Source organism: Massilia aurea (assembly GCF_040790145.1).
Classification (GTDB): Bacteria; Pseudomonadota; Gammaproteobacteria; order Burkholderiales; family Burkholderiaceae_D; genus Telluria; species Telluria aurea_C.
On the sequence record NZ_JBFMMP010000012.1, the window covers coordinates 13,147 to 25,773 of the forward strand.

The 12,627-nt window shown below is 65.8% G+C and carries 13 protein-coding genes and 1 tRNA gene; 5 read left to right on the forward strand and 9 right to left on the reverse strand.

Annotated features, from left to right (window positions below):
• Positions 1 to 101 precede the first annotated feature (101 nt).
• A complete protein-coding gene (locus AB2N08_RS16105; RefSeq protein ID WP_367611733.1) occupies positions 102 to 410 on the reverse strand; it encodes a 2Fe-2S iron-sulfur cluster-binding protein in 309 nt (102 codons plus the stop codon).
• 115 nt (positions 411 to 525) lie between these two features.
• On the opposite strand from AB2N08_RS16105, the gene AB2N08_RS16110 reads away from it, so the two are divergent.
• Positions 526 to 1,557 carry a L,D-transpeptidase family protein gene (locus tag AB2N08_RS16110; RefSeq protein WP_367611735.1) on the forward strand — a complete coding sequence of 344 codons (1,032 nt, stop codon included), beginning with the start codon at positions 526 to 528 and terminating at the stop codon, positions 1,555 to 1,557.
• A gap of 39 nt (positions 1,558 to 1,596) precedes the next feature.
• A complete protein-coding gene (locus tag AB2N08_RS16115; RefSeq protein WP_367611737.1) occupies positions 1,597 to 2,280 on the forward strand; it encodes a M23 family metallopeptidase in 684 nt (227 codons plus the stop codon).
• On the opposite strand, the gene AB2N08_RS16120 is transcribed toward AB2N08_RS16115, so the two are convergent.
• The 5 genes from AB2N08_RS16120 to AB2N08_RS16140 all read right to left on the reverse strand — a co-directional run bounded on the left by AB2N08_RS16120 (position 2,249) and on the right by AB2N08_RS16140 (position 7,250).
• Positions 2,249 to 4,096 (reverse strand): M4 family metallopeptidase, encoded by a 1,848-nt coding sequence (locus AB2N08_RS16120; RefSeq protein WP_367611739.1) that lies wholly within the window; start codon positions 4,094 to 4,096, stop codon positions 2,249 to 2,251. The two genes, AB2N08_RS16115 and AB2N08_RS16120, sit on opposite strands and share 32 nt — an antisense overlap.
• A gap of 94 nt (positions 4,097 to 4,190) precedes the next feature.
• A complete protein-coding gene (locus AB2N08_RS16125) occupies positions 4,191 to 4,784 on the reverse strand; it encodes a hypothetical protein (RefSeq protein WP_367611741.1) in 594 nt (197 codons plus the stop codon).
• A 20-nt stretch (positions 4,785 to 4,804) separates the two neighbouring features.
• Entirely contained in the window at positions 4,805 to 5,989 is a 1,185-nt protein-coding gene (locus AB2N08_RS16130) for a zinc-dependent alcohol dehydrogenase (RefSeq protein ID WP_367611743.1), read from the reverse strand.
• A 175-nt stretch (positions 5,990 to 6,164) separates the two neighbouring features.
• Positions 6,165 to 7,040, reverse strand: a complete 876-nt coding sequence (gene ypfJ / locus AB2N08_RS16135) for a KPN_02809 family neutral zinc metallopeptidase (protein ID WP_367611745.1) — start codon at positions 7,038 to 7,040, stop codon at positions 6,165 to 6,167.
• A gap of 27 nt (positions 7,041 to 7,067) precedes the next feature.
• Positions 7,068 to 7,250: a hypothetical protein gene (locus tag AB2N08_RS16140; protein ID WP_367611747.1), complete on the reverse strand. Its 183-nt coding sequence runs from the start codon at positions 7,248 to 7,250 to the stop codon at positions 7,068 to 7,070.
• A 166-nt stretch (positions 7,251 to 7,416) separates the two neighbouring features.
• On the opposite strand from AB2N08_RS16140, the gene AB2N08_RS16145 reads away from it, so the two are divergent.
• Complete coding sequence (locus tag AB2N08_RS16145) at positions 7,417 to 8,352, forward strand: methyltransferase (RefSeq protein WP_367611749.1); 936 nt, start codon at positions 7,417 to 7,419, stop codon at positions 8,350 to 8,352.
• Positions 8,353 to 8,358: 6 nt separating this feature from the next.
• On the opposite strand, the gene AB2N08_RS16150 is transcribed toward AB2N08_RS16145, so the two are convergent.
• Positions 8,359 to 9,663: a cation:proton antiporter gene (locus tag AB2N08_RS16150; RefSeq protein WP_367611751.1), complete on the reverse strand. Its 1,305-nt coding sequence runs from the start codon at positions 9,661 to 9,663 to the stop codon at positions 8,359 to 8,361.
• A gap of 312 nt (positions 9,664 to 9,975) precedes the next feature.
• Positions 9,976 to 10,065 (reverse strand) — tRNA-Ser (locus tag AB2N08_RS16155).
• A gap of 253 nt (positions 10,066 to 10,318) precedes the next feature.
• On the opposite strand from AB2N08_RS16155, the gene AB2N08_RS16160 reads away from it, so the two are divergent.
• The gene (locus AB2N08_RS16160) at positions 10,319 to 11,014 is read left to right on the forward strand and encodes a hypothetical protein (RefSeq protein WP_367611752.1); all 696 of its coding nucleotides are present in this window, start codon (positions 10,319 to 10,321) and stop codon (positions 11,012 to 11,014) included.
• 79 nt (positions 11,015 to 11,093) lie between these two features.
• Positions 11,094 to 11,441, forward strand: coding sequence for a hypothetical protein (locus tag AB2N08_RS16165; RefSeq protein WP_367611754.1), 348 nt, complete (start codon positions 11,094 to 11,096; stop codon positions 11,439 to 11,441).
• Here AB2N08_RS16165 and AB2N08_RS16170 read toward each other — a convergent pair.
• Positions 11,412 to 12,626, reverse strand: a complete 1,215-nt coding sequence (locus AB2N08_RS16170) for an acetate/propionate family kinase (RefSeq protein WP_367611756.1) — start codon at positions 12,624 to 12,626, stop codon at positions 11,412 to 11,414. The two genes, AB2N08_RS16165 and AB2N08_RS16170, sit on opposite strands and share 30 nt — an antisense overlap.
• Between the last annotated feature and the right edge of the window lies 1 nt (position 12,627).

The following is a 12,627-nucleotide window of genomic DNA, read 5'->3' on the forward strand; positions in this document are numbered from 1 at the left end:
ATGCTCTTGGCCGGTTCTTTCTTGGTCGCCTTCTTCGCATCCTGACTTTTGCTCATGGTAGTGCTCCATTGAATGTGGTTGCTACCAATAGTATCACCATGCTATCGATGGTCGGTGCACACGCGCCGCGCCAGCGGGACGTTCAGCACCAGATCGCTGCGCGCCAGCGCCACGCAGGGCAGCACATCGCCGTCGCGCTTCTCTTCGAGCGACAATCCCGGCCATTCGACCGTGTAGGCCACCGTGCCCGATTGCAGGCGGCACAGGCAGGTGCGGCAGGTGCCATTGCGGCACGAGCTGGGCAGTTCGATGCCGGCCGCCTCGAGCGCCTGCAGCAAGGTCGTGGATGCGCCAGCGGCAACGGTTGCGCCGAGCGGCAATACGGTGACGGCATACATGGTGTGTTCCATCGTGCAATTGTAGCCTCAATGAAATAGTTGACCTGTTGTGAGTACGCTGACGCACAGACCCATCCCGTGCATACCACTAGTCTGAGGTTTTCCAGAAGCAAAACCCGGAGACCGCATGAACAAGATGACCGCCCTGACCCTGATCGCCGCCCTTGGAGGCACGCTGACCCACGCCGTGGCCCAGCAGCCAGCGCCACTGCCGCCCGCCGCCCAGCCGGCGACGACGGCCCAGAACACGACGATGTCGACGGCGGTTACCGCTGCCCCCGGCGCGGTGCAAGACCCGGCGATCGCCGAGCAGGCCGAATTCGAAAAACTGCTGCGCGCCCAGGTACTACTGGAACGCATCTACCTGTCTCCGGGTGAACTCGACGGCGCCTACGGCTCGAATATGCGCCAGGCCCTGAACACCTTCCAGGCCCAGCGCAAGCTGCCGGTCACCGGCAAGCTCGACGACGCGACTTGGAATGCGCTCGCCACCGACACCACCCCGACCCTGGCCGAATACGCGCTGATCCCGGAGGATGTCGAAGGCCCGTTCCAGCCGGTGCCAGACACGATGATGGAAAAGGCCAAGCTGGACCAGCTCGGCTATGCCAACGTGCTCGAAGGCCTGGGCGAGAAATTCCACGCCAGCCCTGCCCTGCTGCAGCGCCTCAATCCCGGCAAGACCTTCGCCCGCGCGGGCGAGCGCATCATGGTGCCGAACGTGAGCGGCAAGGAACCGCTGGCGCAGGCGACCAAGGTCATCGTGCGCGATGGCGCCAAGACGCTGCAGCTGTATGATGCGTCGGGGCGCCTGCTGGCCCAGTACCCGGCCTCGACCGGCAGCAGCCGCGACCCACTGCCGATCGGCACCTGGAAGATCGAGGGCGTGCACGCCAATCCGGTCTACAACTACAATCCGAAACTGTTCTGGGACGCCAAGCCGGGCGACAAGGCCACACCGGTCAAGCCGGGCCCGAACAATCCGGTCGGCGTGATGTGGATCGACCTGTCCAAGCCGCACTACGGCATCCATGGCACGCCGGTGCCGGGCCATGTGGGCAAGACCGAATCGCACGGCTGCATCCGCCTGACCAACTGGAGCGCCGCCGAAGTAGGCGCCGCCGTCAGCGCCGGCACTGAAGTGATCCTGGAAAAATAAGCCCACACGCGGCGCCGGTGGCGCTGCACGGAGAACAAGATGAAATGGTTGATCACGTTTATCCTCGGCGCGCTGGTCGGCGCCGCGGTGCTGTTCGTCGCGCTGCAGGACGTGCCCGAACAACCGGCGACCGAGGTGGCGGTGACGGCGCCTGGCATCCCGGCGTCGCAGATCGAGGGCCAGTTGCCGCCGGCGCCGGTCGTCGTGCCGAACCTGGAAGACGCCGACCTGCCGCTGCGGCCTGCGCCTGACGCTACGGCAGCTGCCGGTACGTCGGCTCCGATGACGGTGCCGGGCAAGCTCCTGGTGCCGGTGCAAGGCATCAAGTCAGCCCAGCTGACCGACACCTTCGACCAGCCGCGCGGCGAGCAGCGCCAGCACGAGGCGCTTGACATCATGGCCCCGACCGGCACGCCCGTCGTCGCCGTGGCCGACGGCAAGGTCGCCAAACTGTTCCACAGCAAACCGGGCGGCCTGACCGTGTACCAGTTCGATCCGAGCGAGCAGTTCGCGTACTACTACGCCCACCTCGACCGCTACGCCGACGGCATCGCCGAAGGCATGGAGGTCAAGCGCGGCACCGTGATCGGCTATGTCGGCGTGACCGGCAATTCGGATCCGAACGCGCCGCACCTGCACTTTGCCGTCGTCGCCCTGACGCCAGAGAAGCAGTGGTGGAAAGGCACGCCGCTCAATCCGTTCCCACTGATGAGCGACCAGTAACTGCTGCCGACGTTGTCGTTGTGATTGCCGCGGCCGCCCCGGGAACGGGTTCGGCCGCCGGTTCGTCGATGTCGGCCCCGACATTGATCGCTGCATAAGCACGCGTAACCGCAACCACTTCGCGGCTTGCCGCGCCATACAGCTCCTGCGCCGCTTCGATCATCTTCGCCCGCGCATCGGCGTAATTGGTGCTGGCCGTAAACTTGGTCGTGTTGGCGCGGAACCAGATCCGAAACGCCTTGTCGATGCCGATGCCCGTCATCGCGGCAGGCAGTCCCTTCAGGTAGCTGCTCCAGGCTTCGCTGGTATTGTCGGCATTCGAGCCCCGCGCCAGGAAATAAAACATCCGGTTGTTCGGGCCGCTGCTGTAATGCACGTCGAGGCGCTTCAGGCCCGTGCTCCACGCATCCTGGCTACTACCGTCCTTGCTCGGCTTGATCATCCAGCGCAGCGGTTCGGCGTTGCGGGCGATTTCGCTGCCCAGCATCCAGTCATTGCCTGTCTCGGGCACCACCTCGCCCTTGCCGCCGCCGCGCGCATACGCTTCGACCACTTCGCCGGCGATGTCCGAGCTCGATTCGTTCAGGCCGCCCGATTCGCCCGTGTAGACGAGGTTCGAGGTGGCCGCCGTGACGCCATGGCCCATTTCGTGGCCAACCACGTCGATCGCGCCCAGGTTCGTGAAGAATGTGCCGTCACCGATGAACATGCAGCGGCACGTGTCGCTGTAGTAGGCGTTGTCGTAGCCGCGGTTGACGTGCACGGCGATGTGGGTGGCCGTATCCTGGCCGTCGAGCGAGCGCCAGCCCAGCACGTTCTTGTGCAGGTCGTAGGTGTTCATCAGGCCCCACATGGCATTGACGGCCGCCGTCTGGCCGTTGGCGCCCGTCGTGCCGGCGCCTTCGACGAACTGCTGGCCGTCGCCCCAGGTATTGGTGGTATTGGCATAGACGCGCCCGCTGGTGGTGCCATGGTTGGCGTTGGTAATGGCCATCGCGCCGAACGTGCCGCCCTTGCCGCGCTCGGGGTCGAGCATCTGGTACAGATTGTCGGCAAAGGTCGTGCTCAGCGGCACGGCGCCGTTGTACTGGCTCTTGCCGATGCCCTCCACGGTCTGCAGCATGTTCCAGCGGTCGATGATCACGCCGCTGCGCGCGTCGACGATGGCGTCGTAGTAGATCGGCTGCTCGCCGCTGTGCATGCGCACGCGCACATGCCAGGCCAGCGCGTAGCGCTCGACCGTCTCGACCAGGTCGACCGCGTTCAGTTCGGCGTCAGGCTTGGCCACGGCGCTTGGCGCGCGCTCGTCGCGCATCGAAGGATAGATCACCAGCTCGGCCGTGGGCGCCTTGACGTTGACGGCGCCGGGCGGGATGCCCTTCAGCGCCACGCCGATGGCCGCCTTGCGCTTGACGACCGGTGTGGTGTCGAAGCCGGCGGTGGTCGCGCCCAGCGTATTGGCCGCGCCACGCCCCAGGTGCAGGCGGCGCGGCGAGGCGCTCTCGGACATGATCTGCTGGCGCGCGTCGATCACGATCACCGATTCCGAGCCGAAGATGCGCACGCCCTTGTACAGATGCGCCGCGCGCAACACGTGCGTACCCTGCACGCCGGGGTGCTGCGCGACGACTTTATAGCTGTGATCCAGGTCAAGGCCAACAGCCGACCGGCGCGCAGTGAGCTGGCTGAGCACTTGCGCTTGCGCCCTGGTGTCGAGCTTGAGTGGCGCGCCCATCATCGGCGCGCCGTGTACGAAAGGGGTCAGCGCGAAGGCGGCAGCCAGAACGACTGCCCTGAAAAACGGTTGAGGAATCATCTCGGCTCCATCCGGTCAGCCGGGCCAGTTGGCGCCGGTCATCGACCATGATGGACGCGCAAAACCACGAGGGTTTGCTTAAGAACAATGTCCCCTACCTGCGGCGCTTCATCAGATACACCGCTGCGCCGACGATGACTGTACCAAGCGCGATTTTTTTCGCCAGCCCGGCCTTGTTGTGCCGGAACTCGGCCTTGATGCCCATCTCGGCCAGCACGTTCGGAATGGTGCCCTTGGCCAGGTCTTCCCCAATGCCTTCGACCACGTTGACGCGGTCGGCCAGCAACAGCAGCAGCCAGTGGCGAACGTCGTTTTCGGTGAACTTGAAGGCCTGGCGCCGAACCGAGCCGGACAAGCCGGCCGGCGGTTGCACGGCGCCGAACAGCGGCGTACGGCCCGGACGCTCGGTCGAGACAAGCACCTCGACGTGCTGCGCTTGCGGCGCAGGATCGCCGGCCGGCACATTGATGAAGCGCGGCGGCGTGCGTTCCATCGGTACGCCGGGGCGGTCCTTGCGGTCGAGGTCGGCACCCCAGCCCTGGATGTGCGTCAGCTGCGCGCGGGTGGGACGGCGCGGTGCGATGGCGCCGTGGACGTGGGCGACGTGGCCGTCGCTGTCGTGTTCGCCGGGGGCGTGCTGGCCGTCGTGCTGGTCGTTGGCGGCGACGATGTCGTTACGTGTCTGCATGATGTTTCCCTCGGGGTCGATTAGGCGGCAATGCTGGCCGTGACAGCCCGGACCTCATTGGCGCGCGGCGGAATCAGGATCGTCTTGATGCAGTTGTCGAGCTTGCTCGAGAAGATGTGATACGCATCAGACACTTCCTCGAGCGGCACGCGGTGCGTGATGATCGCCTTCGGATCGATGCGCCCGGCGCGGATGTGTTCGATCAGGCGCGGCAGGTGGCGGCGCACGCTGGCCTGGTTCATGCGCAACGTGAGGCCCTTGTTCAGCGCATTGCCGATCGGGACCGCATTGAAGGTTGGACCGTACACGCCGACAATCGACACATTGCCGCCCTTGCGCACCGAGTTGATGCACCAGTGCAGCACCGTGGCGGCGCCCGCCTGCATCATCGTGTAGACACCCGTGATCGTCTGCATCGTGTTGCCCGCCGCTTCGCAGCCGACCGCGTCGATGCACACGTCGGCGCCCATCCAGTCGGTCATCTTCTTGATGTGCAGCGCCATGTCGCGCACTTCCTTGAAGTTCACGGTCTCGCACTGCGCATAGCGCTTGACGAACTCGAGCCGGTACTCGATCTCATCGACGACGATCACGCGGCCCGCGCCCATCAGCCAGGCCGACTTGGCGGCAAAGATGCCCACCGGCCCAGCGCCGAACACGACCACCGTGTCGCCCTCCTTGATGTCGCCCATTTCCGCGGCCTGGTAGCCGGTGGGCAGCGCATCGGTGAGCAGCACGGCGTCGTCGTCGTGGATATCGGCCGGGATGATCATCGGGCCGACGTCGGCCATCGGCACGCGCACGTACTCGGCCTGGCCGCCGTCGTAGCCGCCGGCCGTGTGCGAGTAGCCGTAGATGGCGCCCACGGCGGTCGCCTGCGCATTCGTGTTGTGGCAATTGCCGTACAGCTCGTGCTGGCAAAAGAAACAAGAACCACAAAAGACGTTGAACGGTACCAGCACCTTGTCGCCGACGTTCAGCTTGTGGACGTCGGCCCCGATTTCTTCGACGATGCCGATGAATTCGTGGCCGAAGGTATGGCCGACGCGCGTGTCGGGCACGAGGCCGTGGTACAGGTGCAGGTCGGAGCCGCAGATGCAAGCGCGGGTGACGCGCACGATGGCGTCGCCGGGGTGCTCGATGACGGGTTCGGGTTTTTGGTCGGCGCGGACACGGTACGGCCCGCGGTAGTTCATGGCCAGCATGAATACTCCTTCGCAAGTTCTTTGACGGGATCCCGGCGCTGCGGCCGAGCTGACATTAACTTATGTCAAAGTCTCGAGAATTGCCATATGCGCACGGAAACGAACACGCATATTGGAGCGATTGATGCAAATTAAATTTGCATATTATATCCAATTGGAAACTCTTACATGGCTTTTATAACTTGCCGGCATCGAATGTATTGCATGACGCCACTTCGCCGCTATCGAGTCCTCGCTGGAACCAGCGCACCCGCTGCGCCGACGTGCCGTGCGTGAACGAATCGGGCACCACCACGCCGCGCGACTGCTTTTGCAGCGCATCGTCGCCGATGGCGCTGGCCGCGGTGAGCGCCGACTCGACATCGCCCTGCTCCAGGATCTTCGCACGCTGATCAGTGCGCTTGGCCCAGACGCCGGCGAAACAGTCGGCCTGCAGCTCGAGCTTGACCGACAGCACATTGCCCTGCGTTTCCGACGCACTCTGCTGGGCCGCATGGACTTTGTCGGAAATGCCGAGCAGGTTCTGCACATGGTGCCCGACCTCGTGCGCGATCACATACGCCTGGGCGAATTCGCCACCGGCGTTGAAGCGTTCCTGCATCGTGCGGAAGAAGCCGAGATCGATATAGACCTTGGCATCGGCGGGGCAATAGAACGGCCCGGTAGCGCTCTGGCCCAGGCCGCAAGCCGTTGGGATACGGTCGTCGAACAGCACCAGCGTGGCCGGCTGGTACTGCGCATTCTGCTCGGTGAAGATCTGGGCCCAGGCATCTTCGGTGTACGCCAGCGTGGTGCGCACGAACTTGCTTTCGCGGTCGTCGGCCGGCGCCGTGCGCGGCTGCGACGCTTGCTGCTGTGGCGCCGCGCCGCCCGACAGCAGGCTCAGGATCGTGGCCGGCGAGACACCCAGAAAATAGGAACCGACCAGCGCAATGACGATGGTGCCGACGCCGATCGAGCGCCCGCCGATGCCGAAGCCGCCGCCTCCGCCACCGCTATCACCCCGACGGTCTTCGACATTGCTGCTTTCACGGTCGCCATCCCAACGCATAGGTTCTCCTTGTTGTCCGGTAGAGGATTAGCGGCTGTTGCGCTTGAGGTTGCAGGTATCGGCACGCTCGCGCGCATCCTTGCCGCGCAGGTCGTCGATGGGCGCCAGGCCTGCGCGCTGCTCGTCGTTCAGCGCGCGCTCGCGGCGTTCGCGGGCGATTTCGCGGTCCATGCGGCCACGCGGGACGTCGTCCATGTCAAAAGTTTTCATCGTGCAGGTTCTCTCTCTCGTTGTCGGTGTCCGACTGTATTGATGAGTATGGTTGGTCGCCGTCATCCGGTATGTTCGAGTCATCACATAATGCATCAAATTCCGACTGCATACGACACCGTTCGTGCGCGCCCGAGTCCGGTTCAATCCATGCGATGCTGATGTCATGACTCCTTCCCAAGCCGACGCCCTGCTTGCCCTTGGCGCTACCCTGCGCCAGGCCGGTTACCGCTTCATGACCGTCACGCCATCGACGCACCGGCGCATCAATGCCCGGCCCGGCAACGAGCAAGCGCGCGACCTGCGCGACGTGTTCGGCTGGAGCCGGCCGTTCGCCGCCGCCGCGCTCCCGCCCGGCATGCTCGACCTGATGGCGACCGCCGGCGTGCTGGCCGGCGCAGGCGACAACCTGCGCTCGACCGTGCGGGCCTCGACGCTCGCCGATCTGCTGCTGTTTCACTCGGCCTTCCCGACGCACGACGACGACGCCGTGTTCTTCGGGCCGGACACCTACCGCTTCATCGGCGCCATGCGGCGCGCGTTCGGGGCACTGGATGTCGTGACCACGCGCGCGATCGATATCGGCTGCGGCGGCGGGGCCGGCGCGCTGGCGATCGCGCAGGCGTTCCCCGGCGCTGATGTCATCGGGGCGGATGTCAACCGGGCCGCACTGGCGCTGGCTGAAGTGAACGCCCGTTTGAACGGCGCCGCCAGCTTTGCGGCGCACGAGAGCGACTTGTTCGACGGGGTAACGGGCGACTTCGACCTGGTGATATCGAATCCGCCGTTCGTCGTCGATCCCGATGAACGCCGCTACCGGCATGGCGGCGGCGAGCGCGGCGCCGAACTGTCACGGCGGATCGTCGAGGAAGGCCTGGCGCGGCTGCGCCCCGGCGGGCGGCTGATGCTGTACACCGGCGTGGCGCTGAGTGGTGCAGACGATCATTTCCTGGACAGCGTGCGCGCAACCCTCGATGCACAGTGCGCCGCCTGGTCGTATGAAGAACTCGATCCGGATATCTTCGGCGGGCAGCTCGGCGAGCCGGGCTATGAAGAGGTCGAGCGGATTGCGGCCGTGTGGCTGCAGGCGCGCAAGCGTTAGATCCGGTCATCCCGGATTGTTCTTGCGCCGCCGCCAGAAGCGATCGAGAAGCGGCTTGACGCTCAGCCCATGGACCAGGATCGACAGCATGATCACGGCAATCGTGATCTGACTGAGCTCGCGCGCCAGGTCGGGCGGCAACGCATGGTTGATTGCATACATCAGGTAATACAGCGAGCCGATCCCCCGCACGCCGAACCACGCGATCATCGACGTCACGCGCGGCGAACGCCCGCAGCCGAGCAGGCCCAGCACCACGCTCAGCGGCCGCGCCACCACGAACAGGAACAGCGCCGTCAAGCCGGTGTGCCAGGTCCAGCTCTGGATTGTCAGCATGCCACCGAGCAGAAGCACCAGCGTCAATTCCGACAGGCGCTCGATGTGCTCCTTGAACACCAGCGATTCCGAGCTGACCGACAGCGGCGCTTGGGCATTCGGCGCCGGGTTGGTCGGCGGCGCTTCCGGCACGAGGAGGCCCTGGCCGTCCTTGTGCGCGCCGGAAGCCGCCAGTTCGGTATGGCGCAGCGCCACGCCTGCGGCGAACACGGCCAGGAAACCCCACGCCATGCACAGCACCGTCACGGCGTACACGACGGCGATGAGCCCCAGGCCAACCAGATCGTCCAGCACTTCGTGCTTCGGTTCCCGTCCGCGCAGCAGCCAACCCACGCGCCCGACCGCATAGCCGCCCAGCGCCCCGATCAGGATCGCCCCAAACGTGGCCCAGACCACTTCCACCGCCAGCCATTGCAGGCCGAATTCGCCGAGCTCATGCACACCAAGCAGGCCAAGGCCCAGCATCACGAACGGAAACGCCGAGCCGTCGTTCATCCCGGCTTCGCAGGTCAAGGTGAAGCGCAGTTCGTCACGGTCGTCGGGATGACGCACCTGGACGTCCGTGGCCAGCACCGGATCGGTGGGCGCGAGGATGGCACCCAGCAGGATGCCGCCTCCGAGCGGCAACCCGAGCACCCACACCGAAAACGCGGCCACGAGCGCGACACTGATGGACATCGACAACCAGGCCAGCCGCAGCGCCGGCACCCAGCGTGGCCAGCGTATCGGCACCGGCATCTTGACACCGGCGGAGAACAGCGAGACCAGCACGGCGATTTCGGTCAGCGTTTCCAGCAGATGCGATTGGCCGATGGGATCGAACGAAAAGACGTGCAGGCCAGCCGGGCCGAGGAACAACCCGACACCCAGATAAATGATGGCCGACGTGACCGGCAAGCGCGCCAGCGTCGACACCGCCAGGCCGCGCGCCAGCATCAGCATGCCGATCGAGAAAAACCAGTGGATGGTCGACATTGGATGGCCAGCACATTGAATCGGGCGATTGTACGGGCAATGTCAATACAGTACCGTTGTGTAGACGGCCGGACTTATTTACGGAGACAAGCTAGTCCCATGGGACGTTCCGGAATGAAAAAAGCCACCTTGCGGCGGCTTGTTCCATGCTACTTGGCGGAGAGGGTGGGATTCGCCTACATGCTGCAGGCCGCGCCATCGCGAGTACGCGATGGCCTTCGCATCCCACACGCAGGGCGCGCAGGCGCCCTGCTCCTCTGGGACGTTCCGGAATGAAAAAAGCCACCTTGCGGTGGCTGTTTCCATGCTACTTGGCGGAGAGGGTGGGATTCGAACCCACGGTACGCTCGCGCGTACGCCTGATTTCGAGTCAGGTACATTCGACCACTCTGCCACCTCTCCAGATTCGGTCGTCTCGCATCGCTGCGAGAGGCCGCATTATACCGACACCTTGGCGAACCATGCAAGTTATGAGCTGCAACTTTTTCATGGCCGGGCCAATGCGCCATCCGCCCGCCATCTTGGCTTTGCCCTGTCCTGCAACGCCCGACAGGCCGCGTTTACATGGCATTGACGACCTCACCTCGCTATTTTGTCCTGTTTTTACGGACGCACGGCTACGCTGGTCGTATCGAATCTGCCCCGGAGACTTGCCATGATCATCGCCATCGTCAACCAGCACAGCAGCCCTGACCGCACGGTCGTGGCGCGTAACCTGGCGGTGCTGCGTGCCCGCAGCGGCCGTCGCGTGTGCCTGATGACCACGGGCGGTACCAGCGAGAGCGACTGGTGCAATGAGCGCAGCAACGCCGGCGTGCGGCCGTGGATCGACACGCGCCAGGTGGGCAGCCGCGCGGTCAGGACGCGCCTGGCCGCACTGCGGCCGCTGTTCAACGACATCCTGATCGACGCCGGCACGCGCGACACCGACGGCTGCCGCTGCGTGCTGGCGGCAAGCCGGCTGGTGGTGGTGCCGGTGCGCGGCGGTGCGCTCGACCTTGACCTGCAATACCGCTTGCTGGCCCGCCTGAACGGCGCCCGCGCGTTCAACCCGGGCATGCGGGTGCTGTTCGTCGCCGTCAGCGGCCCGGCCGGGCCCGACGCCAGCGAACGCGCCGCGGTGCTCGCGCACGTGGCGCGGGTGCGTGACGCCACGCTCGCCGAGACGGTCCTGCATGCGCCAGCCGCCTTCGACTATGGGCCGGGGCGCTGCGTGTTGGACGCCGCAACGTGCGACCCCGACGCCGCCGCCGAGATGCGTACGCTGTACGACGAGGTGTACGCGACCGTGCCGAAGATGGTGTTCGCAGTCGAGGCACAGATGGGCGCCGCGCACGCACTGTGGCGCTGACAAGGCCTTCACGCGCCGGGCGCGACTTTTTGCAGTTTATTTACACGCTGATTAGCACAGCAACCGAAGGAGAATGATGATGTGGCACGCAACTTCCGACTACCCCGCCGTGCGGCGCCAGCCGCCAGCCGATCGCACGATCCTGGTCTGGCTGCAGGTCGATACCGCATCGGCGACAAGCTTGCGCCAGGCGGTGATCCGCGCCGGCCTGGACGCGGTGCGTTTTCTACGCATCGACGCCTGCCCGAGCGGCGGCGCCGTGCGCGCGCTGCTGTGCGTCGAACGCGACGCCGCAACGGCGCTGCAGGCGCAGCTATTGCAGTGCCTGCCCGGCTGCCAGTGGCACGAGGCGGCGCGGCGCGAAGGCGTCGGACAAACCAGGGCGCTGCAGCGCGGCCTACACGTCCGCCCGGTTGCCGCCGGGTGATGCAGCGAGCAGGTCGCGCGCATGGCGCGCGATCATCAGTTCTTCGTTGGCAGGCACCACCCAGACCGCTACCCGGCTCGATGGCAGGCTGATACAGGCCGGGCCGGCCAGTGGCGCCGCGTTGCCAGCGGGATCGAGTTCGACCCCGAGCCAGGCCGCGTCGCGGCACACGGCGGCGCGCAGGCGGGCGCTGTTTTCGCCGATCCCGCCCGAGAACACCAGTGCGTCCAGACCTTGCAAGCTGGCGGCCAGCGACCCGAGTTCGCGCCCGATCCGATACACCATCAGATCGATCGCCAGTTGCGCACGCGGCGCGCTGCTCGCTTCCAGCACGCGCATGTCGGACGACACGCCCGACACGCCGAGCAGGCCCGACTCGTTGTACATCAGGCGCTGCACGTCCCCCACCGCCATGCCCATTTCGTCGATCAGGTAGATCACCACACCCGGATCGAGCGCGCCGCAGCGCGTGCCCATCGGCAGGCCGTCGACCGCCGTGAAGCCCATCGTGCTGGCCATGCTGCGCCCGCCCAGCATGGCGCACATGCTGGCGCCGTTGCCCAGGTGCGCAGCCACCACGCGCGCGCCGGCCAGCGCCGGATCGCATTGCGGCAGCGTGGCCGCGATGTATTCGTACGACAGGCCATGAAAGCCGTAGCGGCGGATGCCCAGGTCGGTGATCGCCGGCGGCAGCGCGAACGCCTGCGCCAGCGCTGGCTGCGCCGTGTGAAACGCCGTGTCGAAGCAGCCGACCTGTGGCAACCCGGGGCTCAGCGCCATCAACGCGCGCACCGGCGCCAGGTTGTGCGGCAGATGCAGCGGTGCGAGTGGAATCAGACGCGCAAGGCGCGCGAGCACCGCATCGTCCAGTCGAACCGGCCCGCTGAAGTCGACGCCGCCGTGCACGATGCGGTGGCCGACGGCGCGCACGCGATGGCCGTCCAGGTGGCTCTCGGCGAACTCGATCAGGAACGCCATGGCGGCGTGGTGGTCGAGCGACGCGGCCCAGGTCTGCTCGCCTACGGTCTGGCCGCCGGCGTCGCGCGCGATAAAGCTGGTATTGCCGCGATACAGCTGGTCGATCTTGCCCGTGAAAAGCCGTGCCAGGTCTGGCAGCGCATGCACCGAAAACTTGATGCTCGACGAGCCTGCGTTGATGACCGCGATGCAGTCCTGGTTCGCCATC